Origin of the sequence: Streptomyces sp. NPDC014861, from assembly GCF_043081625.1 — a bacterium.
Classification (GTDB): domain Bacteria; phylum Actinomycetota; class Actinomycetes; order Streptomycetales; family Streptomycetaceae; genus Streptomyces.
The window spans coordinates 46,299-70,473 of sequence record NZ_JBIBWV010000003.1 but is presented as its reverse complement, the minus strand read 5'-3'; the positions used below and the strand labels follow the sequence as shown (position 1 = coordinate 70,473).

The 24,175-nt window shown below is 74.7% G+C and carries 22 protein-coding genes; 7 read left to right on the top strand and 15 right to left on the bottom strand.

Annotated features, from left to right (window positions below; all coding sequences use genetic code 11):
• Positions 1–68: 68 nt before the first annotated feature.
• Together ACF1BN_RS07075 and ACF1BN_RS07070 are read right to left on the bottom strand one after the other, a co-directional pair.
• Complete coding sequence (locus ACF1BN_RS07075) at positions 69–500, bottom strand: hypothetical protein (RefSeq protein WP_392330557.1); 432 nt, start codon at positions 498–500, stop codon at positions 69–71.
• A 92-nt stretch (positions 501–592) separates the two neighbouring features.
• Positions 593–1,105, bottom strand: a complete 513-nt coding sequence (locus ACF1BN_RS07070; RefSeq protein WP_392330556.1) for a hypothetical protein — start codon at positions 1,103–1,105, stop codon at positions 593–595.
• Positions 1,106–1,317: 212 nt separating this feature from the next.
• Between ACF1BN_RS07070 and ACF1BN_RS07065 the strand changes: the two genes are divergently transcribed.
• Positions 1,318–1,755, top strand: a complete 438-nt coding sequence (locus tag ACF1BN_RS07065) for an OsmC family protein (RefSeq protein ID WP_392330555.1) — start codon at positions 1,318–1,320, stop codon at positions 1,753–1,755.
• A gap of 266 nt (positions 1,756–2,021) precedes the next feature.
• On the opposite strand, the gene ACF1BN_RS07060 is transcribed toward ACF1BN_RS07065, so the two are convergent.
• Positions 2,022–3,473 carry a carboxylesterase/lipase family protein gene (locus ACF1BN_RS07060; RefSeq protein WP_392330554.1) on the bottom strand — a complete coding sequence of 484 codons (1,452 nt, stop codon included), beginning with the start codon at positions 3,471–3,473 and terminating at the stop codon, positions 2,022–2,024.
• A 175-nt stretch (positions 3,474–3,648) separates the two neighbouring features.
• Here ACF1BN_RS07060 and ACF1BN_RS07055 point away from each other — a divergent pair, with 175 nt between their 5' ends.
• The 3 genes from ACF1BN_RS07055 to ACF1BN_RS07045 all read left to right on the top strand — a co-directional run bounded on the left by ACF1BN_RS07055 (position 3,649) and on the right by ACF1BN_RS07045 (position 5,869).
• Positions 3,649–4,884, top strand: coding sequence for an ROK family protein (locus tag ACF1BN_RS07055; protein WP_392330553.1), 1,236 nt, complete (start codon positions 3,649–3,651; stop codon positions 4,882–4,884).
• A gap of 164 nt (positions 4,885–5,048) precedes the next feature.
• Positions 5,049–5,447 carry a nuclear transport factor 2 family protein gene (locus tag ACF1BN_RS07050; RefSeq protein WP_392330552.1) on the top strand — a complete coding sequence of 133 codons (399 nt, stop codon included), beginning with the start codon at positions 5,049–5,051 and terminating at the stop codon, positions 5,445–5,447.
• 53 nt (positions 5,448–5,500) lie between these two features.
• Positions 5,501–5,869, top strand: coding sequence for a hypothetical protein (locus ACF1BN_RS07045; protein ID WP_392330551.1), 369 nt, complete (start codon positions 5,501–5,503; stop codon positions 5,867–5,869).
• Here the strand turns inward: ACF1BN_RS07045 and ACF1BN_RS07040 are convergent.
• Genes ACF1BN_RS07040 through ACF1BN_RS07030 form a run of 3 tightly spaced genes read right to left on the bottom strand, consistent with a single transcriptional unit; the run spans position 5,860 to position 9,099 of the window.
• Positions 5,860–6,243 (bottom strand): DUF4440 domain-containing protein, encoded by a 384-nt coding sequence (locus ACF1BN_RS07040; RefSeq protein ID WP_392330550.1) that lies wholly within the window; start codon positions 6,241–6,243, stop codon positions 5,860–5,862. The two genes, ACF1BN_RS07045 and ACF1BN_RS07040, sit on opposite strands and share 10 nt — an antisense overlap.
• A gap of 8 nt (positions 6,244–6,251) precedes the next feature.
• A complete protein-coding gene (locus ACF1BN_RS07035; RefSeq protein ID WP_392330549.1) occupies positions 6,252–6,764 on the bottom strand; it encodes a DinB family protein in 513 nt (170 codons plus the stop codon).
• Between the two features lie 43 nt (positions 6,765–6,807).
• The gene (locus ACF1BN_RS07030; protein WP_392330548.1) at positions 6,808–9,099 is read right to left on the bottom strand and encodes an MMPL family transporter; all 2,292 of its coding nucleotides are present in this window, start codon (positions 9,097–9,099) and stop codon (positions 6,808–6,810) included.
• Between the two features lie 154 nt (positions 9,100–9,253).
• On the opposite strand from ACF1BN_RS07030, the gene ACF1BN_RS07025 reads away from it, so the two are divergent.
• Positions 9,254–11,089, top strand: coding sequence for a glycoside hydrolase family 15 protein (locus ACF1BN_RS07025; protein ID WP_392330547.1), 1,836 nt, complete (start codon positions 9,254–9,256; stop codon positions 11,087–11,089).
• 119 nt (positions 11,090–11,208) lie between these two features.
• On the opposite strand, the gene ACF1BN_RS07020 is transcribed toward ACF1BN_RS07025, so the two are convergent.
• The 8 genes from ACF1BN_RS07020 to ACF1BN_RS06985 form a co-directional block, all read right to left on the bottom strand.
• Entirely contained in the window at positions 11,209–13,524 is a 2,316-nt protein-coding gene (locus ACF1BN_RS07020; protein ID WP_392330546.1) for an arylsulfatase, read from the bottom strand.
• Positions 13,521–14,450: a formylglycine-generating enzyme family protein gene (locus ACF1BN_RS07015; protein WP_392330545.1), complete on the bottom strand. Its 930-nt coding sequence runs from the start codon at positions 14,448–14,450 to the stop codon at positions 13,521–13,523. The genes ACF1BN_RS07020 and ACF1BN_RS07015 overlap by 4 nt, the downstream gene beginning before the upstream one ends.
• Positions 14,447–16,393 (bottom strand): dipeptide ABC transporter ATP-binding protein, encoded by a 1,947-nt coding sequence (locus ACF1BN_RS07010; RefSeq protein WP_392330544.1) that lies wholly within the window; start codon positions 16,391–16,393, stop codon positions 14,447–14,449. The genes ACF1BN_RS07015 and ACF1BN_RS07010 overlap by 4 nt, the downstream gene beginning before the upstream one ends.
• Positions 16,390–17,262 (bottom strand): ABC transporter permease, encoded by an 873-nt coding sequence (locus ACF1BN_RS07005; RefSeq protein WP_392330543.1) that lies wholly within the window; start codon positions 17,260–17,262, stop codon positions 16,390–16,392. Before ACF1BN_RS07005 ends, ACF1BN_RS07010 begins: the two co-directional genes overlap by 4 nt.
• A 5-nt stretch (positions 17,263–17,267) precedes the next feature.
• Positions 17,268–18,212: an ABC transporter permease gene (locus ACF1BN_RS07000; RefSeq protein ID WP_392330542.1), complete on the bottom strand. Its 945-nt coding sequence runs from the start codon at positions 18,210–18,212 to the stop codon at positions 17,268–17,270.
• A gap of 1 nt (position 18,213) precedes the next feature.
• A complete protein-coding gene (locus ACF1BN_RS06995) occupies positions 18,214–19,806 on the bottom strand; it encodes an ABC transporter substrate-binding protein (RefSeq protein WP_392330541.1) in 1,593 nt (530 codons plus the stop codon).
• A gap of 243 nt (positions 19,807–20,049) precedes the next feature.
• On the bottom strand, positions 20,050–20,121 hold the full coding sequence (locus ACF1BN_RS06990) for a putative leader peptide (RefSeq protein ID WP_392331000.1): 72 nt from the start codon (positions 20,119–20,121) through the stop codon (positions 20,050–20,052).
• A 76-nt stretch (positions 20,122–20,197) separates the two neighbouring features.
• Positions 20,198–21,427, bottom strand: coding sequence for an ROK family protein (locus ACF1BN_RS06985; RefSeq protein ID WP_392330540.1), 1,230 nt, complete (start codon positions 21,425–21,427; stop codon positions 20,198–20,200).
• Positions 21,428–22,166: 739 nt separating this feature from the next.
• Here ACF1BN_RS06985 and ACF1BN_RS06980 point away from each other — a divergent pair.
• Complete coding sequence (locus ACF1BN_RS06980) at positions 22,167–23,111, top strand: TauD/TfdA dioxygenase family protein (protein ID WP_392330539.1); 945 nt, start codon at positions 22,167–22,169, stop codon at positions 23,109–23,111.
• Between the two features lie 53 nt (positions 23,112–23,164).
• On the opposite strand, the gene ACF1BN_RS06975 is transcribed toward ACF1BN_RS06980, so the two are convergent.
• Positions 23,165–23,533 (bottom strand): cupin domain-containing protein, encoded by a 369-nt coding sequence (locus ACF1BN_RS06975; RefSeq protein WP_392330538.1) that lies wholly within the window; start codon positions 23,531–23,533, stop codon positions 23,165–23,167.
• A gap of 176 nt (positions 23,534–23,709) precedes the next feature.
• On the opposite strand from ACF1BN_RS06975, the gene ACF1BN_RS06970 reads away from it, so the two are divergent.
• A complete protein-coding gene (locus tag ACF1BN_RS06970; RefSeq protein ID WP_392330537.1) occupies positions 23,710–24,147 on the top strand; it encodes an SPW repeat protein in 438 nt (145 codons plus the stop codon).
• Positions 24,148–24,175: the final 28 nt, after the last annotated feature.

Below are 24,175 nucleotides of genomic sequence, written 5' to 3'. Positions count from 1 at the left end.
CGATCATCGCGCATCCCGGCGTCCGGTGGGGCCGCTTCGGTGAGGAAACCGCGCGGGAAGCGTGCTGGTCAGAGACACTTTCCGTCAGGTCTGCCGGTTTTCGGACGCTGTTCGACCGGTGTTCGACGCGACCGCCCGAGCGGATCGGCGCGCCTGGACCGCCGTACGGTCACGAGGGTGAGCCCGCTGTCCGGCGCCGGGCTCCGGAGGGCCGCGGGCCGCGCCTTGGCCGTCAGACCCCGCACGGCGTGGATCGGCCGGGCGTTCATCCGGCTCCGGCAGCCGCGCAGGTGGTGCCGGGAGACCCGGGCGCGCTGACCGCCGCCGGCGATGAGCGCGTTGACGGAGACCATCGGATCGCCGCCGACCGAACGGGCCAGCAGGGCACCCACCACGACCGGCCCGAGCGCCACCACGAGGGCGGTCCCGGTGGCGGAGGCGCGGCGCAGGGACCGGGACCGAAGCCGAGTGCGGGGGCGGCGCGGGATACGGAGGGTCATGGCTCCATTCCAGCCGCCCGGGGGCCGCGACGGATCCGCCGGTGTACTCATGTCGGGGTGCGCCGGTACTCACCCGGGGCGGTGGGGGCCGTTCAGGGGGCGGGGTGCTCGGTGGCGGGGACGACGGTGACGGTCGTCCCGCCGTTCTCGAAGAGGCCGGCCAGCTCGTCGGGGCCGGCGGAGCCGCCGACGTGGTCCAGGAGGAGGACCGGCTGCCGTTCGTCGCCCTCCGCGGCGGGCACGAAATCGGTGGTGGTCTCGCGGTGGAGGAGGACCACGCGACCGGGGTCGAGGGGGTCGCGCGGCAGGGCGTCGAGGTGGTCGCGCAGACCGTCGGTCCGGTCGGCCACGTCGGCCGCCACCACGGCCCGGGGCGCGAGGAGGGTCACGGCGAGCCGGCCGCCGGTGCGCCGGTAGCGGGCCGTGAGGTCGTCGGGGAGGAGGTGGAAGACGCCTTCCCGGCCCTCGTGGCCCCGGTTGAGGAGCGCGCAGACCATGCGCTCGGCGGGGTCGGCGGAGGCGTGGTCGACGGCGAGGAGCACCTCGGGGGTGTCCGGGTCGATCGGCGGGAAGGGGCGGATCCACAGGCGGTCGGAGGCGTCCATGGGCCGTATTCCAGCACGCCCTTCCCGGACCGGGGTGCCCGGTGTCCACCGGGCGTCCCGAAGGGCGGCGGAAGGGGGCCGGGGCGCGGGCCCGGATGGTGCGGGAGCGGGCGGCGGCGCGCTGACGCCCGGCCGGTCGGGTGGGGTCCGGAGGCCGCGGCGCCGTAGCGTACGGGGACACACGTACGAGCCCAGCCGAGGAGCGCTCCCCCATGGCCGATTACCGCGTCGAGACCGTCCGCACCGGGTACCGGCGGTGGACCGCCCGCAACGACCGGGGCGCGGAGGTGCTGATGGCCACGGCCGACGACGAGGGCGCGCAGCCGTCGTTCACGCCGGTGGAGCTGCTGCTGGCGGCGATGGGCGGCTGCGGCGGCCTGGTGATCGACCGGACGGCCCGGGCCGTGGACCACGACGAGCTGCGGATCGTCGTGGAGTCGGTGTCGACGCCGGAGGACGACGGCCGGATCGGGCGGGTCCGGGTGAGCTACGAGTTCGACCTGCCGGACTCCAACCCGAAGGCGGCGGAGGTGTTCGCGCGCGGGGTGCGGCTCACCCACGAGAAGTTCTGCACGGTGAGCCGCACGGTCGAGCACGGGGCGCGGGTGGAGGCGGTCCTCCCGGACGGGACGGTCGGCTTCGAGGGCTGAGAGCCGCCCGCGTCCCGGCCGGCCCCTCGGTCAGGTCCCCGGTCAGGCCCGGAGGACCGTGACGTGGGCGAGGGCCCACGAGGTGTGGTCGACGAGGTCCGGGCGCCGGGGACGCGCGCTCCCCGCTGCGGGGTGCGGGGAGGCGCGCTCGGTCGATCATCGGCGCGGATCCGGCGGCGTTCCATGCACGGGACATGAACAGCGTGTGATGCCCGGGCCGGAGGTGCGGCCCGGGCGTCGGCGCGCGAAGTCCCCTTCGGCGCCGGTCAGTCGAGCCAGAGGTCGCGGACGTGCCGGACCGGGTCGGTCTCGATCCGGCTCTCGGTGTCCCAGACCCGGGTGGCGCGGGCGCCGGCTGTGTAGCGGGGCCAGTCGGCGCCGGGGTCCTGGTCGGTGACGAAGGCGACCCAGGCGCGGTGCACGGCGTCGGCGAGGGCCTGCGGCGGAGTGGGTCCGACGACCTCTGGGACGCCCTCGGCGTCGAGGAGATCGAAGGCGAACGGCAGGTCCAGGCAGTGCGCGGCGAGACCCAGGACGGGCGATCGCCAGGCGAACTCGTAGAGCCAGGTGGGGCGTTCGAGGGCGGCGCGGGCGTCGGCCACGGCCAGGTTCGGGGCGCGGAAGACGACGTCCGTGAGCGCCCGCCCGAAGAGAGCCTCCTCGGGCACGTCCGGGTGGGCGGCGGCGAACTCCCCGGTGCGCTCCGGGTCGAGGCCCAGCGCGCCGAGGAGGAGCGGGAGCGGCGGGCCGTCCTCGCCGGGCCCGGGGACCATCGCGAACTCCTCGGCGGTGAAGCCGAGCAGGAGCGGTACGTCGGCTCCGGCGTCGCCGGTGGTGAGGGCGTCCGCCACCGGTACGGGGACGAGGTCGCCGTCCGCGAAGGGGGCGAGGGTGAGCATCGGGGGCAGTCCCGCGCGGTCGGGGCCGTCCTCGGCGAGCCGGTCCTGGAGGGCGAGGAGTGCGTCGTCGCTCAGGTCGCGCAGGGCCTCGGCGGTGGCGGGGAGGCCGGTGCGGGTGGTGAAGAGCCGGGCGGCGGCGCGGGCGGTCTCGGGGCCGTCGGGGCGCAGCACGGCGCCGGAGACGGCGAGGGCGCCGCGGAAGAGGCCGCGGGCGGAGGGGACGGAGAGCAGGGTGAGGACGGCGCCGCCGCCCGCGGACTGGCCTGCGACGGTCACCTTGGCGGGGTCGCCGCCGAAGGCGGCGATGTTGTCGCGGACCCAGGTGAGGGCGGCGATCCAGTCGCGGACGCCGCGGTTGTCGGGGGCGTCCTCCAGGTGCAGGAAGCCCTCGACGCCGAGGCGGTAGCCGACGGAGACGAGGACGACGCCGTCGCGGTTGAAGGCGGCGCCGTCGTACCAGGGGCTGGCGGCGGAGCCGGCGACATAGCCGCCGCCGTGGATCCAGACGAGGACAGGCAGGCCCTCGGCGGGGGCGGTGTCGGGGGTGAAGACGTTGAGGTTGAGGACGCCGGCGCCCGGGACGCTGGGCTCGGGGATGGTGGTGACCTCGGCGAAGGGGCGGCGCTGGGCGGTCGGCCCGTAGGCGGTCGCGTCCAGCGGCTCGGTCCACGGCTCGGGCGGTTCGGGGGCGGCGAACCGCAGCTCCCCCACCGGCGGGGCGGCGTAGGGGATGCCGAGGAAGCGGCAGGTGCCGTCGGCGCGGCGCTCGCCCCGGACGGGGCCGAGGGTGGTGGTGACGAGGGGACCGAAAGGGGTCATCGGGCGGCTCCTGGAGGGTGCGTGGGCCGGTGCTTGCGGCGGCCGCTGGGCGAGACGGGATACAGAGTCGAGTGCCGCCGCTCTTTACGTCAAGAGTTGAAATAAAACTGGTGACACGTTTCACTGACACGAGTCAACTCCGCCTGCCGCGTCGGCCCTGGGGCAGAATCCAGGGGTGCTTCCCCTCCCCGCCCCCGAGTCCCCCGCCGACGTGCGGCGGCACAACCTCGCCCGCGTCCTGCGCCACCTCGCCGACCACGGTCCCTCCTCACGCGGCGAGGCCGCCGCCGCGACCGGCCTGGCACACGGCTCGCTCACCGCCCTCGCCGCGGACCTCGTCGGCCGCGGCCTCGTCCGCGAGGCCGGGACCTCCCCCGGCGGCGGACGCGGGCGGCCCCGCCAGCACCTGCGGACCGTCCCCGACCGGGTCGTGTCCGTGGCGGTCCGGGTCACCCGCGAACGCCTCCACCTGGCCGTCGCCGACCTCGCGGGGCGACTGGGGCACCGCGCCGACCTCGCCCACGCCACCCCCGACGGCGACCCGGGCGCCCTCGCCGACGCCCTCGCCGACGCCGTGCGCGAGACGGCGGCGACCGCCCGCGCCGCACACCCGGGCGCGCACCTCGCCGGCGCCTTCCTCGCCGTGCCCGGCCCCGTCGCCGCCGACGGCCGGATGTTCTCCACCGACTTCGGCTGGCCGGGCCCCGTGGACCTCGGCGCCCTGCTCCGGGAACGGCTCGGCGACACTGCCGGGCCGGTGGTCCTCGCCAACGACGCCAACCTCGCCGCGCTCGCCGAGTACCGCGCGCTGGCGGTCCGGCGCGGCACCGCGCCCCGCTCCCTCGCCTACCTGAAGGCCGACGTGGGCGTCGGCGGCGGGCTCGTCATCGACGGCCGGATCGAGGCCGGGGCCCACGGTGTCGCCGGCGAGCCCGGACACATGCCGGTCGCCCTCGACGGGCCGCCCTGCGCCTGCGGCGGACGCGGCTGCCTCGCGCTCCACCTCGGCCCCGAGGCCCTGACCGACGCGGCCGGACTCGGCGGGCTGCGTGCCGGGCGGGGCACCGAGGCCGCCGTCGCCGCGCTCGGCCTGGCCCTGGCCGAGGGCGAACCGGCCGCCGTCGCCGCCCTGGACGCCGCCGGGGAGGTGCTGGGCGCGGCGGTCCTCGCGGTGACGAGCCTCCTCGACGTGGACGACGTGGTGCTGGGCGGATACCTCGCCGACTGGTACCCCTGGCTCGAGCGCGGCCTCGACGCCAGGCTCACCGGCCGCAGGATCCTGTCGGCCGGGGCCGCGCCGGTCCCGGTCCCCGTGCCGGGTGTGCTCGGCGCCGACGCCTCCCTGGCGGGGGCGGTGGCGCTGGCCCGCGAGACGGTGCTGGCCGACCCCGCCTCCGTACCCCCGCTCTGACGGCCGACCCCGCCGCCGTACAACCCGCGTCGCCGGCTCGACCCGGCCCCGCACAGCCCGCCGCGCCGCCGGCCCGTCCTCCCTTCGTCCCCCCGCGTCGACGGCCGGCGCCGGGGCGGGGCCAGCGGGTGCGGGGCGCGGCGCAGCGGGCGCATCATGAAGGCATGACCGACCGGGAAACCTTCCTGACCTGGGTCAGGACCGAACTCCAGGCCGCCCAGGAGGCGCTGTACGGCGGGGACGCGGCACCCTGCCGGGCGCTCTGGTCGCGGCGCGAGCCCGTGAGCCTGCTGGGCGCCTGGTACAACGCGCTGGGCCGGGAGGACGTGGACTCGGTGCTCACGGCCATGGCCGGACGCTTCTCCGCCTGCACCTCCTACCGGGTCGAGGTGCTCAGCCACGACGTCGTCGGCGACGCGGCCCACACCGCGTGCTTCGAGCACGTCTCCGCCTCGGTGGACGGGGAGGCGCGCGTCTACACCCTCCGGGCCACCCAGACCTACCGCCGCGAGGACGGTGCCTGGCGGGTGACGCACCGGCACGGGGACCTCGTCCAGGCCTGACCGGTCCGCCGGCCCGTAGAATCGACGGCCGGCGGACGGGGAGGCGACGGCACATGGGGTGGACCGCCAAGGAGGTCGTCGGCGGGGTGCTGCTGATCGGCCCCGGTCTCGCTCTCGTCCTGGCCGGGATCGTGTGGAAGGGACGGGCCGTGCGCCCGTTCGCCGCCCGCCGCGCCTGGCGGATGGCCCGCGAGGCGTACCTCCGGGACCTGGAGCGCGCCACGGAGCAGGCGATCGTCGCGGCCCGGCTCGCGGCCGGCGACGGCGAGCCGGGGATCGTCACCGTCGCGGCCGTGGAGCGGCTGCTGCGGGAGCGGTACGGGCACGAGGACGTCGAGCGGGAGCACGCCGCCGCCGCGCTGCGCCGGGGCTTCGAGCGGTACGGCTGCGCGGCGGACTGCGTGACGGACGCCTACGTCTGAGCGGCCGGCACCGGCGTGCCCTGGTGGTGGAAGAGCCGGAGCGTGCCCGCCGCGTCGCGGCGCCAGACCGACGAACGGCGGGCGTGCCGGCCGTCGATGACGGTCTCGTAGGTGAGGTGGACGATTCCGGGGGCGAGGACCGTGCCCGCGAAGGCCGTGGCGATGATGGGCGGGCCGGTCTCGCCGCCGTGCAGGCCGGGCAGGGCGGCGAGCATCTCCTCGTACGTCCAGCGCCGTCCGGAGGCGCCGACCTCGACGAACTCCGGGTCGAAGAGGTCCTCGGCGAGGGGCCGGGAGAGGCGGACGGCGGGGTCGTGGAGGGCGCGCTCGCGCGCGACGGCCTCGGCGATGTCGGGGTGCGGGTCGTGTGTCACGGGCGGAGTCACTCCCCTGTGGCGCCGTCGAGGCGTTCGCGGAGCAGGTCCGCGTGGCCGTTGTGCCGGGCGTACTCCTCGATCATGTGGGCGAGGACGTAGCGGACGGAGTACGTCTCCTCCCCCAGCCGGCCGGTGGCGTCGAGGGATTCCGCCGCGTCGACGATGGCGCGGGAGCGGGCGCACTCGGCCCGCCAGACCGCGAAGTCGGCTTCCGCGTCGGCGTGTTCGACGTCGAAGTCGGCCCAGTCGGTGGAGCCGGGCGGGGTCCAGTGGCTGCGGCTGCGCTCCCCCGCCAGCACGTTGCGGAACCAGCCGCGCTCGACCTCGGCGGCGTGCCGGACGAGGCCGAGGAGCGAGAGCGCGGAGGGCGCGACGGCGCGTTCCTTGAGCTGGTCCGGGGTGAGCCCGGCGCACTTGAGCGCGAGGGTGTCGCGCTGGAACTGGAGCATGGCCGTGAGCGTGGTGCGCTCGTCGGCTCCGGTGTACGGGACGGGCGTGCGGCGGTCGTCCTGGATCATGGCCGCATTCTGCCTGGTCACGGCCGTGCGGAGCCTTCGGATCTCAGGGATTGGGCGGCGGGGGCGGCGAGCCGGCGGCCTCGTCGCGCCGCACGGCCTCCTCGCCCTCGGTGTCGAGGTGGGGCAGGATCCGGTCCAGCCATCGCGGGGTCCACCAGGCGTGCTTGCCGAGGAGGGTCAGCACGGCGGGCACCAGCAGGAGTCTGACCACGGTCGCGTCGATGAGGACGCTCGCGGCGAGGCCCAGGCCGAGCATCTTCACGACGATGTTGTCGGAGACGATGAAGGCGGCGAAGACGCTGACCATGATGAGGGCGGCGCAGGTGATCACCCGGGCGGTGATCTCCAGGGCGTGGGCGACGCTCGCCTTGGAGTCGCCGGTGCGCAGCCACGCCTCCCGGACGCGGGAGAGCAGGAAGATCTCGTAGTCCATGCTCAGGCCGAAGACGATCGCGAACATCATCATCGGTACGTAGCTCTCGATGGGCACTTTCCCGGAGACGCCGAGCGCGGGTCCGCCCCAGCCCCACTGGAAGACGGCGACGACCACGCCGTAGGAGGCGGCGATGGAGAGCACGTTGAGGACGGCGGCCTTGAGGGCGACCAGGAGTCCCCGGAAGACGATGAGGATCACCAGGAAGGCGAGGGCGACGACGACGGCGATGATCAGCGGCAGGCGGCTGGAGACGAGGTCGAGGAAGTCGACCTGGGCGGCGGTGGTGCCGGTGACGTAGGTCTGCGCCTCCGTGCCGGACACGGCCTGCGGGAGGACGTCGTCGACGAGGTGGTTGGTGAGTTCGGTGGTGCGCTCGTCCTGCGGGGAGGCGACCGAGTAGGCGGTGCCGAAGAGGACGTCGCCGTCGGGGGTGGTCTTGAGCGGGGTGATGGAGGCCGCGTCCGGGACGCCGGTGAGGGCCTTCTGGAGGCTGTCGGCCAGCGCGGCGCGGTCCCCGGAGGGCACGGCGGTCTGGTCGACGACGACGGTCAGGGGGCCGTTGGCGCCGGGGCCGAAGGCGGTCGAGATCAGGTCGTAGGCGCGGCGGTCGGTGAAGGACTTCGGGTCGGCGCCGTCGCCGATGTGGCCGAGCTGGATGAAGAGCAGCGGGAAGGCGAGCACGAGCAGGGCGACGACACCGCCGACCAGGAAGTACCAGGGGCGTCGCTCGACCCGCCGGGCGTAGTTGTGCCAGGTGCCGTGGGCGGTGGCGCCGGGCTCGGCGTCGGTCTCGGCCACGGGCTTGCGCACGTGGTAGCGGTCGATACGGCGGCCGGCGAGCCCGAGCAGGGCCGGGACGAGCGTGAGGGCGGCGAGGACGGCGGTGACGACCGTGAAGGCCGCCGCGAGGCCGAGTTTGCCGATGAAGGTCACGCCGGAGACCCACAGGCCGGAGAGGGCGATGATGACCGTGCAGCCGGAGACGAGGACCGCCCGGCCGCTGGTGGTCGTCGCCAGACCCGCGGAGTCGGCGGGATCGTGGCCGTCCATGAGGTTCTGCCGGTGGCGCGTGATGAGGAACAGCGCGTAGTCGATGCCGACGCCCAGGCCGATCATGGTGGCGAGGGTCGGGGAGACCGTGCCGAAGGTGAAGGCGGCGGCGGTCAGGCCGAGCAGCGCGAGCCCGCAGATGGCGCCGATCAGGGCGGTGACCAGCGGCATCACGGCGCCGATGACGCTGCCGAAGCCGATCAGGAGCACCACGATCGCGACGGCGAAGCCGATCGCCTCGCTGGTGCGGTCGTCGGCCGCGGGACGGGCCAGCTCGCCGAGCGAACCGCCGTACTCGACGGTCACCCCGGCGTCCCTGAGCGGCTGCACGGCCTCGTCGACGCCGGTCAGGTAGTCGTCGCCGAGCGTGGAGGGGGGGACGCCGAAGCGGACCGTGATGTAGGCGGTCTTGCCGTCGGTGGAGAGCGGGCCCGTGTTCGGCGTGGTCGAGGAGGCCGGGGGCGGTGTGGTGCCGGGCGGCGGGAGCGGGTTCTGGGCGCCGATGACGTCGGGCAGCTTCGCGAGCGCGGTGACGGCCGAGTTCACGGCGGACGCCTCGTCGGTGAGGGGCTTCGAGGGGTCGTTGAGGACGATCTGGGCGCCGTAGCCGCCGGCCGCCGGGTCGTGGGCCTCCAGGACGCTCAGGCCCTGGGCGGACTGGGCGTCGGGCAGGTCGAAGTCGTCGGAGTACTGGCCTCCGACGGCCCGGTCGGTGATCTGGAGCCCCACCAGCGCGGCCAGCCATAGGGCGACCACGATGACGAAGTGGCGGGCGCACCAGCGTCCGAGCCGGTAGAGGCTGCTCTGCTTCGCGGGGCGGCCCTGCTGGGCCGCGGGCGTTGCTCTCATGGCCTCGCCGTGTCCGGATAGGCGCTCCCCGAGCCGGCTGCGCTTCCTCACTCCCCACCGGTTGTCCCGTTTCTCCGTCCATGGTGCTCCCGCCGGGCGGTGTCGGCATCTCGTCCCCGGGGCGCGTCCGTGCGGCTTCGCGGATAGTGGGGGGATGAAGCGCTATCCGCTCATCGCCGACCACGGGCTGGTGGGGGACCTGCAGACCGTCGCGCTCATCTCGGACGAGGGCGTCGTCGACTGGTTCGCGGCGCCCCGCTTCGACTCGCCGGGGGTGTTCTCCGCGCTCCTCGACCACGACCGGGGCGGCTGGTTCCGGCTGTCCGTGGACGGGCCGGACGTGACGGTCAAGCAGCTGTACTACCCGGACACGGCGATGCTCGTGACCCGGTTCATGTCGCCGGACGGGGTGGGCGAGCTGATGGACTGGATGCCGCCGGACCGGACCGGGCGCCCCACGGACCGGCACACCCTGATGCGGGTGATGCGGTGCACGCGCGGCAGCGTCACGTTCACGCTGGAGTGCCGGCCCCGGTTCGGGTTCGGGCGGACCCCGCACGACACCCGGGTGGACGGGCGTACGGCGTCCTTCCGCTCGGCGGCGATGGCGGGCTTCCTCCAGTCGAACGTGCCGCTGGAGCGGGACGGGCCGAACGACGTGCGGGGCCGGCTCCAGCTGTCCGAGGGGCAGATGGCCGGGGCCTCGTTCACCGTGGACGGCCCGGAGGCCGAGCCGCCGCCGCTGCCGGACGTGCGGGAGGTGGAGGCGGCGCTGTGGGACGCGGTGGACTTCTGGCAGCGGTGGGTGCGGACCGCGCGGTACCGGGGGCGATGGCCGGACATGGTGCACCGGTCCGCGATCACGCTGAAGCTGCTGACCTACCTGCCGTCGGGGGCGCCGATCGCCGCCGCGACCCTGGGCCTGCCGGAGCAGGTGGGCGGCGAGCGCAACTGGGACTACCGCTACACCTGGGTGCGGGACGGTTCGCTGGCCGTGCGGGCCCTGCTCGACCTGGGCTTCGTGGAGGAGGCGGCCGCGTTCACGGACTGGCTGACGGCGCGGGTCGCCGAGCGGTCGAGGGGGCCCGGAGGGGGACGGCCGCTGCAGATCATGTACCGGGTGGACGGGGACCCGTGGCTGCCGGAGGAGGTGCTGTCGGAGTTCGAGGGGTACCGGGGTTCGGCCCCGGTGCGGGTGGGGAACGCGGCGGCGGACCAGCTCCAGCTCGACATCTTCGGCGAGGCCCTGTACGCGCTTGCCCAGGGCGGGGGCCTGGACACCCAGCCGACGTACGAGGGGTGGCGGGCGGTGTCGGGGATGCTCGACTGGCTCGCGGCCTCGTGGGACGCGCCCGACGAGGGGGTGTGGGAGACCCGGGGCGGGCGGAAGGACTTCACCTTCAGCCGGGTGATGTCCTGGGTGGCCTTCGACCGGGGGCTGCGGCTGGCCGAGGAGTTCGGCCGGCCGGCCGCCCTGGACACCTGGCGGACCGCGCGGGACGAGATCTTCACGCAGGTGATGCGGCGCGGGTGGAACGAGGGGCAGAAGGCGCTGACGCAGTACTTCGGCGGGGACGTGCTGGACGCGTCGCTGCTGCTCGTCCCCCGGACCGGGCTGCTGAGCCCGACGGACCCGATGTGGCTGAGCACCCTCGACGCGATCGAGCGACGCCTGGTCCGCGACAACCTGGTGCACCGCTACGACCCGGCCGCCGCCCCCGACGGACTGCGCGGCGCCGAGGGCACGTTCAGCCTGTGCACCTTCCTGTACGTGGACGCGCTGGCGCGGGCCGGGCGGGTGCGGCAGGCGCGGTTCGCCTTCGAGAAGATGCTCACGTACGCCAACCATGTCGGCCTGTTCGCCGAGGAGATCGGGCCGAGCGGAGAGCAACTGGGCAACTTTCCGCAAGCGTTCACCCACCTGTCGCTCATCATGGCGGCGACGACCCTCGACGAGGCCCTGGACGCGGCCGCCGCCCGGCCGGAGTAGGGCGAGGGCCTGTTGCCGCCCGGCCGGAGCGGGGCGAGGGCCTGTTGAGGGCAGGGCCTGTTGCCGCCCGGCCGGAGCGGGGCGGGGCCGGTCCCGGCCCGGCCGGGGCGGGGCCGGATCTACTCGAAGGCGGCCGCGGCGTCCTTCAGGGCGTCGGCGACGGCCTCGGGAGCGTCGGGTCCCGGGGCGCCGGGCCGGTAGGTGACGGAGCGGATCCCGCCGGTGTGCCGGAAGGAGCGGCGGCGCTCGTACAGCGGCCAGGAGACCGGGGACTTGCGGTCGACGCCGACGCTGACGCCCTGGAAGGGGGCCATGCCGATCAGCTGGTGGACGCTGTCGGGTGCGGCCCGCTCCCCGCCGTCGACGGTGACGGTGAAGCGCCAGCGCAGGCCCTCCTCCGCGGTGGCGGCCAGGAGGATGGTGTGGGGGCCGGGCCCGAGGGGGCCGGCGTCGGTCTCGTGGAGGTGTCCGTACTCGTTGTAGGCGAAGGTCAGCCGGCCGTCCTCGACGTAGAGGCTGTAGCCGCCGCCCTGGTCGCCGTGGGAGACGAGGACGCCCTCTCCGGTCTCGTCGAGCAGGACCTCGACCTCGAAGGAGCGCAGCGCGACGAGCCGGGAGGAGCGGTAGCGCTCCAGTTCGGGGGTGCCGGGCAGCAGGGTGAGGGGGCGGGCGAGGCGCTGCTCGTCGGGGTGGCGGCGGGCGAGGGCTCCGCTGTGGTCGGGGAGCGGGAAGACGCCGTCGCGCCAGGCGGCCTCCTCCCAGGCGGCGGCCAGTTCCTTGACGAGGCCGGGGCGTTCGGCGGCGAGGTCGTGGATCTCGGTGGGGTCGGCGCGGATGTCGTACAGCGCCCATTCGGAGTCGTCGTAGGGGCTGCCGGGGCGGTGGTGGGTGACGAGTTTGTGGCCGTCGCGGTAGTGGCTGCGGTTGCCGCTCATCTCGCAGTACTGCTCGGGGTGGGTGGAGGCATGGGCGGGGTCGGCGAGGACGGGGCCGAAGCTGGTGCCGTCGGGTTCCTGGACGGGGACGCGCCGGCGGGTGTCCGGGCGGGCGATCCCGGCGAGGTCGAGGAGGGTGGGGGTGATGTCGGTGACGTACTGGTACTGGGTGCGGACGCCGGGGGCGAGCCGGCCCGCGCGGACCCCGTCGGGCCAGGAGAGGACGAAGGGGACGCGGACGCCGCCCGCGTACGTCTGGCCCTTGTAGAGGCGGAAGGGCGTGTTGGAGGCCATGCCCCAGCCGCGCGGGTAGTGGACGAGGCTGCGCGGTCCGCCGATGAGCTCGGGGTCGCGGTCGACGTCGGGGTCCCAGTCGCCGGGGAGGCGCGGGTGGTGGACGAAGCGGCTGAAGTAGGAGCGGGTGCCCTCTCGTCCGCCTTCGCCGGTTCCGCCGTTGTCGGAGGTGAAGACGATGATGGTGTTGTCGAGTTCGCCGAGGGCGGCGAGGGTGTCGGTGAGCCGGCCGAGGTTGTGGTCGATGTTGTCGACGAGGGCGGCGTACACCTCCATGTAGCGGGCGTAGAGCCGCTGCTGCTCCTCGGTGAGCGAGTCCCAGGCGGGGACGTCGTGGCCGGACTCGCTGTTGCGGGCGGGCAGTTCGGTGCCGGGTGGGAAGAGTCCGCGGGCGATCTGCGCGGCGAAGCGGCGCTCGCGCAGGGCGTCCCAGCCGTCGTCGTAGCGGCCCCGGTGGCGGGCGATGTCCTCGGGTCTGGCCTGGAGCGGGCCGTGGACGGCGTTGTGGGCGAGGTAGAGGAGGAAGGGCTTGTCGGGGTCGTGGGCGCGCAGCGACTTCACCATGGCGATGGCCTGGTCGGTGATGTCGTCGGTGTAGTAGTAGCCGTCGGGGAACTCGTCGATGTCGAGGGGGCTGTTGTCCCGGACGAGCTGGTGCGGGTGGAAGAGGCTGGTGAGGCCTTCGAGGACGCCGTAGTACTGGTCGAAGCCCTTCTGGAGCGGCCAGTTCGCGCGGTCGTCGGCGGCGTTGGAGGCGGAGTCGCGGACGAGGTGCCACTTGCCGACGGCGTAGGTGGCGTAACCGGAGTCGTGGAGGAGTTCGGCGAGGGTGGGGACGGAGTCCGCGATCGCCATGCCGTAGCCGGGGAAGCCGGGGTCGAAGTTGGCGACCGTGCCGTAGCCGACGCGGTGCGGGTTGAGTCCGGTGAGGAGGGCGGCGCGGGCGGGCGAGCAGAGCGGCATGGTGTGGTAGTTGCCGAGGCGTACGCCGTCCTCGGCGAGCCGGTCCAGGACCGGGGTGGGGATCTCGGAGCCGAAGGGGCCGATGTCGCTGTAGCCCATGTCGTCGACGAGGACGACGACGATGTTGGGCGCCCCGGCCGGCGGGGTCGTGCGGTCCGGCCAGGCGGGCTCGGAGTCGGCGAAGGTGCGGCCGGCCCGGCCGGCGAAGCCGGCGTAGGGGTCGGGGCGGGAAGCGGTGCTCATGCGGGACCGGGGCCTTCCGTGGACAGGGAGCGGGCGCAGCGGAAGCCGCCGTGGCCGGTCGAGGAGTCGGGGGTGTTGTGGGAGCGGGCGGCGACGCGGTAGCGGTTGCAGTACGAGGAGTGGCAGAGGTAGGAGCCGCCGCGGATGACGCGCTCGCGGCCGGTCCTGTCCCAGGGGTCGGCGCACCACTCCCAGACGTTGCCCGAGGTGTTGTGGAGGCCGTACCCGTTGGGCGGGTAGGCGGTGACGGGGACGGTGCCGGTACGGCCTCCGGGCCGGTCGGAGCGGTACGGGAAGTCGCCGCGCCAGGTGTTGCAGCGTTCCTCGCCGCCGGGGGCCAGCTCGTCGCCCCACGGATAGCGGGCGCCGTCGAGCCCTCCTCTGGCGGCGTACTCCCACTCGGCCTCGGTGGGCAGCCGGAGGCCGGCCCAGGCGCAGTAGGCGAGGGCGTCGCCGTGGCTGATGTGGACGGCGGGGTGGTCGGCGCGGTCTTCGAGGTCGGAGCCGGGGCCCTCGGGGGCCTGCCAGGAGGCGCCCTCGACGCCGAGCCACCAGGGGGCGCCGGCGACCTGGCCGAGGACGTGGACGTCCGCGGCCGGGTGGAGCAGGAGGTGGAAGACGAAGGAGGATCCGTGCCGTTCGGCGTCGGTGCGGTGGCCGGTGGCGGCGACGAAGGCGGCGAAGCGGGCGTTGGTGACGGCGGTGGTGTCGATGGCGAAGGGCGCGACGGTGACCTCGCGGACCGGGCCCTCGTGGTCGGTCGGGTAGCCCTCGCCTAAGGCGTCGCCCATCCGGAAGGTGCCGCCGGGCAGTTCCGCCATGACGTGGGGCGGCGGGGCGGTCCGCACGGTCGGCCGCGGGAGCGGTACGACGGCGGGCGGGCGCTCCCCCGAGCAGCCGCGTCCCGGCGTGCAGCAGGTGCTCATACGGCCACCTTCACGTCGGGCGCGGTCGCGGACGTGGGCTCGGGCCCGGTCACGGGCTCGGGCCCGGTCACGGGCTCGGACGTAAGCCCGGACCCGGACGTGGGCCCGGTCACGGACGTGGGCCCGGTCACGGTCGCGGGGACCGGGACGGGCTCGGGCACCGCGGCCAGCAGGGCGCGCGTGTAGGGGTCACGGGGGTGCTCGCACAGCGCGTCGGCCTCGCCCTCCTCGACGATCCGGCCGTCGTGCATGACGGCGATGCGGTGGCTGACCTGGCGGACGACGGCGAGGTCGTGGGCGATGAAGACCAGGGCGAGGCCGAGGTCGCGCTGGAGGTCGGCGAGGAGCCCGGTGATCTGCGCCTGCACGGAGACGTCCAGCGCGGAGACGGGTTCGTCGCAGATGAGGACGGCGGGCTCGGGGGCGAGGGCACGGGCGATGCCGACCCGCTGCCGCTGGCCGCCGGAGAAGGAGCGCGGCAGCCGGTCGGCGGCGGCCGGGTCGAGCCCGACGCGGCGCAGGAGTTCCGCGACGCGGGCGGGCCGGTCGGCCGCGGTGCCGATGCCGAAGGCGCGCAGCGGCTCGGCGACGATGTCGCCGACGGTCATCCGGGGGTCGAGGGAGGCGTACGGGTCCTGGAAGACCATCTGGACGCGTCGGCGGACCGCCCGCAGCCCCCGCCTGCCGGGGCGGGTGACGTCCCCGCCGTCGAGGAGGATCCGGCCGGCGTCGGCGGGGTGGGCGTGGGCCAGGATCCGGGCGAGGGTCGACTTGCCCGAGCCGGACTCGCCGACGATTCCGAGCGTCTCGCCCGCCCGCAGCGTCAGCGAGACGCCGTCGAGCGCGGTGAGGCGGCGCCTCCGGCCGCCGTACGTCTTGCGCAGGCCCTCCGCGGCGAGGACGACCGGCCCGGGTGCCCGCCGGTGGACGGGGACCGGCGGCGGGGGCGGTGGCAGCGGAGCGGTGCGCTCGGCGGCCGGGTGGCAGGCGGCGCGGACGCCGCCGGTGAGCTCGGTGAGCTCGGGCGCGGTGGCGCGGCACCGGTCTTCGGCGAGCGGGCAGCGGGCGGCGAAGGCGCAGCCGGCGAGGGGGAGGCTCAGGTCGGGCGGACTGCCGGGGATGCCGGTGAGGCGGGTGCCGGAGGGGGTGGAGAGGCGGGGGACGGCGGCGAGCAGGCCGGCGGTGTACGGGTGCCGGGGGCGGGCCAGGACCTCGGCGGTGGGGCCGTCCTCGACGACGGTTCCGCCGTACATCACGAGGACGCGGGCGCATGTGCGGGCCACGACGCCGAGGTTGTGGGTGATGAGGACGAGGGCGGTGCCGGTGGTGCGGGTCAGCTCGCCGAGCAGGGTGAGGATCTGGTCCTGGACCGTGGCGTCGAGGGCGGTGGTGGGTTCGTCGGCGAGCAGGACGTCGGGCTCGCCGGCGAGTGCCATGGCGATGAGGACGCGCTGTCGCTGGCCGCCGGAGAACTGGTGCGGGTGGTCGTCGAGGCGCCGCTCCGGGTCGGGGATGCCGACGAGGCGGAGCAGTTCGAGGGTGCGGGCCCGGCGGGCGGCCCTGTCCCGGCCGCCGTGGGCGCGGAGGACCTCGTCGAGGTGGCGGCCGACGGTGAGGACGGGGTTGAGCGCCGTCATCGGGTCCTGGAAGACCATGCCGACGCGGGTGCCGCGGACGGCCCGCAGTTCGTCCTCGCCCGCGGTGGTCAGGTCGGTGCCGTCGAGGCGGACGGAGCCGCCGGTGATCCGGCCGGTGCCCGGGAGCATGCGGAGCAGGGCGAGGGCGGTGGTGGACTTGCCGGAGCCGGACTCGCCGACGACGGCGACGGTCTCGCCCCGGCGGAGGGTGAGGGACACGCCCCGGACGGCGTGCAGGTCGGCGCCGTCGGGGGCGGTGAAGGCGACCCGCAGGTCGCGGACGTCGAGGAGCGGGGCGGTGGTCATCGGCGGATCTCCCGGTTCAGCGCCTCCGCGACGAGGGAGAGCCCGAGGACGAGCGCGGTCACGGTGACGAGAGGCCCCGCGGCGAAGTGCGGGGCCTGGGCGAGATGGGGCATGGACTGGCTGAGGACGGCCCCGAGGGTGGGTTCGGGAGGCCGGACGCCGACGCCGAGGAAGCTCATGGCGCCTTCGAGGAAGACGGCGACGGTGAGGGAGACGGCGCACTGCACGACGAGCGGGTCGGCGGCGTTGGGCAGGATGTGCCGGGTGAGGATCCGGCGGCCGGACGTGCCGCCGACCCGGGCCGCCGTGACGTACTCGCGGCCGCGCTGGGCGAGGATCCCGGTGCGCAGAAGGCGTCCGAAGACGGGGATCTCGGCGAGGGCGATGACGAGGATCACGGGGAGCCGGCCGGGGCCGAGGACGGCGGTGACGGCGAGGGCGAGGATCAGTCCGGGGAAGGCCAGGATCAGGTCGAAGGCGCGCTGGACGACGGTGTCGACGGCCGGGTGCGCGGCGGCGGCGAGCGCGGCCACGCAGCCGAGGACCGCGCCGAGCGGGACGGCGACGGCGATGATGCCGAGGTCGGCGCGGATGCCGTACAGGAGCCGGGAGAGCAGGTCGCGGCCCAGGTCGTCGGTGCCGAGGGGGTGTCCGGAGGTGCCGGCCGGGGCGAGGGTGAGGCCGCTCTGGTCGGTGGGCGAGTGGCCCGCGAGCAGCGGGGCGAGGAGCCCGGCGAGGACGACCAGGCCGACGAGGGCGAGACCGGTCCGGCCGCGGGCGGTGGCGAGGGCGGTGAGGTAGGGGTGGCGGGGGCGGCGCGCGGCGGGGGCGGGTGTGGCGGAGGCGCGGGTGGCGGGCGTCGTGGTCATGGCGGCTACTCCCACCTGATCCGGGGGTCGAGCCAGGCGTGGACGAGGTCGGACAGGAGCTGGACGAGGACGAAGACGGCGACGAGGAGGAGCAGGAGGTCCTGGACGACGGGGTAGTCGCGGCGGACGAGGGCCTGTTCGGCGAGCTGGCCCAGGCCGGGCCAGGCGAAGATCGCCTCGACCAGGACGGCGCCGCCCAGGAGGTGTCCGGTCTGGATGCCGAGGAGGGTGACAACGGGCGGGAGGGCGTGCGGCAGGGCGTGGCGCCAGAGGATGCGGCGGGGCGCGACGCCGGCGGCGGTCGCGGTCCGTACGTGGTCCTCGGCGAGGGACCGGCGGAGGCTGTCCTCCAGGTAGCGGCCGAGGACGGCGGCACTGGGCAGGGCGAGGCAGAGGGCGGGCAGCAGCAGGTACTGGACGCCCAGGTCGGGTGCGGTGAGCAGGGGAACCCGGCCGCCCGCGGGCAGGAGGCCGAGGAGGACGGCGAAGAGCAGGACGAGGAGGACCCCGCTGACGTACGGGGGGACGGCGAGGGCCGCGGTGGTGACGGAGCGGACCGTGCCGCGGACCCAGGGGCGGCGGGCGGTGGCGCCCAGGATGCCGAGGGTGCCGCCGATGAGGACGGCGAGGAGCAGGGCGCCCAGGGTGAGTTCGACGGTGGCGCCGAGGCCGTCGGCGATGAGGTCGGCGGTCTCGCCGCCGATGACGTAGGAGGGGCCGAGGTCTCCGGTGACCAGTCCGCCGATCCAGTGGAGGTACTGGGCGGGCAGCGGGTCGTCGAGGCCGAGCCGGTCCCGGATGGCGGCCTGGACCTCGGGTCCGGCGTCGGGCCCGGCGAGGACGGCGGCGGGGTCGCCGGGGACGAGCCGCAGGATCCCGAAGGCGAGGACGGAGGCGGCGGCGAGGACGAGGAGGGCGGAGGGCAGTCTCCGCAGCAGGTGTCCGCGCACGTCAGCCCGCCAGGTAGGCGTGGTCGAGGTTGAGGTAGGAGAACTTGTTGAGGGTGACGCCGCGCAGCTTCTTCGAGGCGACCTGGACGCTGCCGCGGATGGCGAGGTCGATGATGAACGCCTCGTCGAGGAGGACGTCGGTGACGCGCTGCCGCAGGGCGTTGGCCCGGGCGCCGGTGGCGCGACTGGTCCACGCCTCGCGGACGACCCGGGTGTACTCCTCCGAGCGGAAGCGGGAGGTGTTCCTGGCCGTGTTGAAGGGATAGGCGCTGACGGCGAGCGTGGAGGGCTGGACCTGGGCGAAGCTGTGTCCCATGGCCCAGAGGGCGGGCATGGACTGGGAGATGAGCTTCTTCTGGGCGGTGGCCGCGTCGGTGGGCTCCAGGGTGACGTGGACGCCGACCTGCTTGAGGTCGTACTGGATCGCCTCGGCGAGCGCGGTCTCGCCGGGCAGGTTGACGTGGAGGAGCGGGAGGTCGAGGCGGCTGTGTCCGGCCGACCTCAGCAGCTCGCGGGCCTTGCCGGGGTCGTGCCGGTAGTGGGTGCGGCCGGCCTCGCTGTAGGCGGGCGAGGACTTGGGCCAGGGCGTGGCGGAGGCGAGGCCGTAGCCGCCGAGGACCTGTTCGAGGATGCGTTCGCGGTCGACGGCCCAGGCGAGGGCCTGGCGGACGGTCTTGTCGCCGAGGGGGGCGACGGTGGTGTTGACACCGAGGTAGGAGGCGCCGCCGCCGGTGGAGTACTGGCTGACGACGAGGTCGGGGACGCCGGCGACGATGGCGAGGTTGCGTCCGGGGACGGAGTAGGAGAGCTGGGACTGGCCGGTGCGGAGGGAGGAGATGAGGGCGTCGGCCTGGGGGACGACGCGTATCTCGACGCCGTCGAGGTAGGGGCGGTCGGGCAGCCAGTACCGCTCGTGGCGCTTGAGGCTGAGGCCCGAGCCGGGGCGCCAGGCGGTGAGCGCGAAGGGTCCGGTGCCGTTGAGCCGCTTGCCGGTGAAGGCTTCCTCGACGCTGTTCCGATCCGTGATGATCATGAACTCGAAGAGGTCGAAGAGGTTGTCCACGGGGTGCGCGAGGGTGAGGACCAGTTCGTGGTCGCCGCGCTTCTCGAAGCCGGTGACGGCGGCCGCGGTGGCCCTCAACTGGGCTGCTCTGACGGGGTTCTGAAGGTTCCTCACCGCGAAGATCACGTCGTCGGCGGTGAACGGGCGACCGTCATGGAAGACGACGCCGGTGCGGAGCTTGAGGGTGAGCGCGCGGCCGTCCGGGGCGTACTCCCAGGAGGTGGCCAGCTCGGGCTGGGGTTCGAGCTTGTCGTCGTAGCGGGTGAGGGTGTTGTAGATCAGCCGCTGCTGGAGCGACTGGTTGCTCTGGGCGAAGAGCAGGCTCGGGGTGAAGTCGGAGTTGACGGCCACGGTGAGGGTGCCGCCGCGGCGCGGTCCGGCGGCACCTCCGGCCGCCGGGGCGGCGGACTCCGAGACGGCCGAGCGGCAGCCGGTCAGCCCCAGGCCCAGGAGCAGGGTGCCGCCGCCGGCGGCGCGCAGGGTGGTGCGCCGGGAGAGGGCGGAGGGCGCGGAGGGGTACAGCTCGGTCATCGGTGCCTGCCTGGAGGAGGTCGGATCCGCTCGGCGGAGGGGGTTTCTTCCGCTGCGGGAGGAATGGAGGCGGGGTACGCCGGGACGCGGAGGCGCGGGCTCGTCGCCGGTGGCGCCGGTGGGAGGGGTGGCCGTACGGGCCCGGCGCACCGGCCGGTCGCGAGGGCGGCGGCCGGCGGGGAGTGGGACCCGGTTCAGCGGCCGGGCGGCGAGGGGCGCGGCGGCGTGGGCCGCGCCGGAGGGTCAGACGCGGACGGCACAGACCGCGCCGGCGAGTCGACAGAGGTCGACGTGCCTGCGGGAGATGAGGCGCATGTCCGGATTCACGGGAGCAATATGGCAGCGGCTTCGAGACCCGGTCAACCACCCGTGCCCGCATTCCGAGACGACGTCACCTGAGGGTCGCCTCGCTCCCCAGCCTCTCTAGAGTCTCAAGAGGCCTTCTGAACAGGGGATTCAACAGAACCGTGCCCGCCGCGACCGGCAGTGTCGCCGGTCCGGCATGTGGACTGACGATCCGTTCGGTGTCGTCGCAGACGTGCGAGAGGTCGATCGCGGCCCCTCGGATCTCCTCCAGGTACTCCGGTTCGAGGACGCTCGCCTGCTCGGTGACGACGACGAGGTCCGGGTTGAGGACGTCGAGGAGCAGCGCGAGAGCGCGACCCACCGCCCGGGCCCGCTCACGGAGCAGCCGGTCGGCCCGTCGGTCCCCGGCGGCCGCGGCGTCGACGACGAGCGAGGTGTCGGCCTCGGGCACGATGCCCCGCAGGACGGCGGTCCGCGCGAGCACCGTGTTGGACGCGGTCGCCTCCAGGCAGCCCGAACGCCCGCACGGGCAGGGCGCCGTGGAGTCCGGTACGGGCAGGTGGGCGACGTCTCCGGCGGCTCCGCCCGGCCCCTGGTGGACGACCCCGGCCAGGCCGACGGCGGCGTCCACGACGTTGCCGACGAAGAGGTGCAGGAGGCTGCGGCGGGCGGCGGGCCGGCCGAAGAGGATCTCCGACTGGGCGATGGCACGCGCGTGGTTGTCCAGCCGGACGGCCGGACCGCCCAGTGCGCGCGAGAGCTCTGCGGCGAACGGGCGTCGCCGCCAGCCCAGCGCGTCGTGCCGGACGACGACACCCGCGGCCGGATCGACCCGGCCGCCGATCGCGGCCCCCACCCCGAGCAGCGGGCGGCCCGCCGCGTGCCGGTCGAGGAAGGCGCGCAGTTCGGCGCCGACCGCCCCCGGAAGCCCGTCGGGATCGAAGGGCACGTGGGGGTGGTGGTGCCGGGCGAGGACCCGGCCGCGCAGGTCCACCAGTGCGAACGTGGAACCGGGCACCCCGAGATGGACCCCGGCGGCGACCGGTCCGCCGGTGGCGCCGATGTGCAGGTCGACGGGGATCCGCGGCCGGCCCACTCCCCCGCTCCCGGTGGGCTCCGGGAGCTCGCGCAGGAGCCCGAGCCGGGTGAGGTCGGTGGCCTGGCGGGAGACGGCGGCAGGGCTCAGGCCGGAGAGCCGGGCCACGGTGCCGCGGGAGACCGGGCCGTGGTCGAGGACGGTCCGCAGCACGGTCGCCGCGTTCGCCTCGCGCCGTCCGTCGCCCGCCATCCGGGGGCTCTGGAGCGTACGAGTCATCTCTGCCTCTCTGTTGCGGGGACGTGAAATCCCCCGCGGGTGGCGGAGGAGGGCCGGGCGTGCCTCGCCCACCCGCGCACCACTGCACCCCCGAAGGACGAAAGGCCAGGTCAGGGGCGGTCGCTGAGGGAGGACCACCGGACCGGGCAGGCGCCGATTCAACCACTGCCCGTGGTGGTGGCGGCAGCGGACCGGCTCTTGACGCCGCCCCCGGGGCGTTGTCAGTCTCCTGGACATGTTCGCGACCACCTCCTGTCCGGCCGTCACCGGCGCCTGACGCTCGCGGCCCCTTCCCGGGGGTCCGGCCGTCACCGGTCCCTGGCCCTCGCGGCCCCTCCCGGGGGTCCGGCCGTCACCGGGGGTCAGCCCGTCACCGGCACCTGACCCTCGCAAGGCTCCCGGGGTCCGGCCCGGCGTCCGCCCCTCGCGCCATCTTCCCGGGGGCAGGCAGTCACCCGCTTCCGGCCCCCGCGGTCTCCCCGGATCCGCCCTTCGCGGCCTCCCGGAGTCCGGTCTTCACAGCCTCCCGGAATCCCGTCCTCGTGACCTCCCGGGGTCCGGCCGCCCGAGGGCGCCGACGCCGACCCGCGCGGCGCCCTCGGACCAGCCCCTCGTTCCGCCCCTCCCCGTAAGGCTGCCGTGTCCGCCCTCGTACCGGGCCCTCGCGTGCCGCCATTACTTCCTCTCCCGAATTAACTGCCTTCCGGCCCCCGGCGGGCCCTTCCGAAAGGAACTCCCCATGACGACCGCGACCACCACAGCCCTCACCGTGCGCAAGCTCGGCGGGCGCCTCGGCGCCGTGATCTCCGGTGTCCGCCTCGGCGGCGACCTCGACCCGGAGACCGTCGCCGGCGTCCGCGCCGCGCTCCTGGCCCACAAGGTCGTCTTCTTCCGCGACCAGGACCACTTGGACGAGGAGGCCCACGAAGCCTTCGGCCGGCTCCTCGGCACGCCGGTCGCCCACCCCACCGTGCCGTCCGTGGACGGGCGTTACTCCTTCCCGATCGACTCCGACCACGGCGGCCGCGCCAACCAGTGGCACACCGACGTCACCTTCGTCCCCGCCTATCCGGCCTTCTCCATCCTGCGGGCGGTCGTCGTCCCGCCCTACGGCGGGAACACCCTGTGGGCCAACACGGCCACCGCGTACGAGAACCTGCCGGAGCCGCTGCGGCGGCTCGCCGACGGCCTGCGGGCCGTCCACTCCAACGCGTACGACTACGCGGCGCTGCGCCCCGACGCCGTGCCCGAGCAGCTCGCCCAGTTCCGGGACGTCTTCGCCTCGACCAAGTTCCTGACCGAGCACCCGGTCGTCCGCGTCCACCCGGAGACCGGCGAACGCACCCTGCTCCTCGGCAACTTCGTCCAGCGGATCAGCGGTCTGACCGGCGCCGACTCCCGCACCCTGCTCCAGCTCTTCCAGGCGCACGTGGAGCGCCCCGAGAACACCGTGCGCTGGCAGTGGCGGACCGGCGACGTGGCGATCTGGGACAACCGCGCCACCCAGCACTACGGCGTGGACGACTCCGGCGAGCACGAGCGCAAGCTGCGCAGGGTCACCGTCGACGGCGACGTGCCGGTCGGCGTGGACGGGCGCCCGTCCGAGCTCATCGAGCCCTCGTCCGTCCCGGACCCGTCCTTCGGCATCGCGTCCGGCGCCTCCACCGGCGGGCCGGCCGCCTGATCACCGGAGGGGGCGGCGGTCCGCTCCGCCGCCCCCTCCGGATCCGCCCACGCTCAGGACGACTTGGCGTAGTCGCCGAAGCCGTTCCAGTCGAGCGCCACGCAGGGTTCGTCGCCGACGACCCAGGCGTCGTGCCCCGGGGTGACCCGCATGAAGTCCCCGGGGCCGAAATCGGCCTCCTCGCCGCCGCCGTCCATGACGACGTGCATCCGTCCGCTGACCACGTACCCGACGTGCGACGCCTGGCAGCTGTCCGTCCCGGCGATCGGTCTCACGTGCTTGGACCACTGCCAGCCCGGCTCGAACACGGCGCGTCCGACGGCGCCGTCCTCCATGGTGAGCAGATCGAGCCTGCCCTTGCCGTCCTCGAACGGACGGGTCTCGTCCGCCGAGTCGAAGCTTCTTCGCGTGATGCCGGCCATCGTCTCCGCCTCCCGGCGGTGCGCGGGTCCCCGAGTCCTCTCTCAGCGTACGCCGGACCGGCCGGCCCCTCTTGTTCCCACTTCACATAAGGAACATATAAGAGCACAATGGGACTGCGGCCTTCGTGCCGCGAGCGCGGTCCGACACGCAGAACGCCAGCAAGGAGGCGAGTCACATGGCCGACGTCTCACACCGTCCCGGTGACATCTCGGGACACCCGGACGCGACGGAGATGCGCGACCGCTACGCGCAGATCCTGCAGACCAGAGGAGTGGCGGCCGTCGAGGAGCTCGTGATCCTCGCGGGCGTCTGGATCGCGATCTCCGCGTACACCGTCCACTTCGCCGCCGCCAGGCCGGAGCTGGCCCTCACCAACCTGATCGTCGGCATCGCGCTCGCGGTCCTCGGCCTCTGCATGTCGATGGCCCCCGAACGCTCCCAGGACCTCAACTTCGTCGTCCTGCTGCTCGGCGCCTGGACGATCGTCGCTCCGTGGGTCGTCACCCGGGCCCCCGACACGGGCATGGTGCTCAGCAACGTCATCGCGGGCGCGTGCGTCTGCCTGTTCGCCCTCACCGCGGGCGGACTCCTCATGAGCAAGCGCAGGACCTGAGGCCCCCGACCGGACGGCGGCGGCTCCC

Excerpts from the sequence above, each read along its gene's own strand:
- ACF1BN_RS06975 (WP_392330538.1), bottom strand. The coding sequence starts at position 23,533 with ATGGCCGGCATCACGCGAAGAAGCTTCGACTCGGCGGACGAGACCCGT.
- ACF1BN_RS07050 (WP_392330552.1), top strand. The coding sequence starts at position 5,049 with ATGACCGACCGGGAAACCTTCCTGACCTGGGTCAGGACCGAACTCCAG.
- ACF1BN_RS07035 (WP_392330549.1), bottom strand. The coding sequence starts at position 6,764 with ATGATCCAGGACGACCGCCGCACGCCCGTCCCGTACACCGGAGCCGAC.
- ACF1BN_RS06985 (WP_392330540.1), bottom strand. The coding sequence starts at position 21,427 with ATGACTCGTACGCTCCAGAGCCCCCGGATGGCGGGCGACGGACGGCGC.
- ACF1BN_RS07010 (WP_392330544.1), bottom strand. The coding sequence starts at position 16,393 with ATGACCACCGCCCCGCTCCTCGACGTCCGCGACCTGCGGGTCGCCTTC.
- ACF1BN_RS06995 (WP_392330541.1), bottom strand. The coding sequence starts at position 19,806 with ATGACCGAGCTGTACCCCTCCGCGCCCTCCGCCCTCTCCCGGCGCACC.
- ACF1BN_RS07060 (WP_392330554.1), bottom strand. The coding sequence starts at position 3,473 with ATGACCCCTTTCGGTCCCCTCGTCACCACCACCCTCGGCCCCGTCCGG.
- ACF1BN_RS07065 (WP_392330555.1), top strand. The coding sequence starts at position 1,318 with ATGGCCGATTACCGCGTCGAGACCGTCCGCACCGGGTACCGGCGGTGG.
- ACF1BN_RS07025 (WP_392330547.1), top strand. The coding sequence starts at position 9,254 with ATGAAGCGCTATCCGCTCATCGCCGACCACGGGCTGGTGGGGGACCTG.
- ACF1BN_RS06980 (WP_392330539.1), top strand. The coding sequence starts at position 22,167 with ATGACGACCGCGACCACCACAGCCCTCACCGTGCGCAAGCTCGGCGGG.
- ACF1BN_RS07020 (WP_392330546.1), bottom strand. The coding sequence starts at position 13,524 with ATGAGCACCGCTTCCCGCCCCGACCCCTACGCCGGCTTCGCCGGCCGG.
- ACF1BN_RS07030 (WP_392330548.1), bottom strand. The coding sequence starts at position 9,099 with ATGAGAGCAACGCCCGCGGCCCAGCAGGGCCGCCCCGCGAAGCAGAGC.
- ACF1BN_RS07045 (WP_392330551.1), top strand. The coding sequence starts at position 5,501 with ATGGGGTGGACCGCCAAGGAGGTCGTCGGCGGGGTGCTGCTGATCGGC.
- ACF1BN_RS07015 (WP_392330545.1), bottom strand. The coding sequence starts at position 14,450 with ATGAGCACCTGCTGCACGCCGGGACGCGGCTGCTCGGGGGAGCGCCCG.
- ACF1BN_RS07070 (WP_392330556.1), bottom strand. The coding sequence starts at position 1,105 with ATGGACGCCTCCGACCGCCTGTGGATCCGCCCCTTCCCGCCGATCGAC.
- ACF1BN_RS07005 (WP_392330543.1), bottom strand. The coding sequence starts at position 17,262 with ATGACCACGACGCCCGCCACCCGCGCCTCCGCCACACCCGCCCCCGCC.
- ACF1BN_RS06970 (WP_392330537.1), top strand. The coding sequence starts at position 23,710 with ATGGCCGACGTCTCACACCGTCCCGGTGACATCTCGGGACACCCGGAC.
- ACF1BN_RS07075 (WP_392330557.1), bottom strand. The coding sequence starts at position 500 with ATGACCCTCCGTATCCCGCGCCGCCCCCGCACTCGGCTTCGGTCCCGG.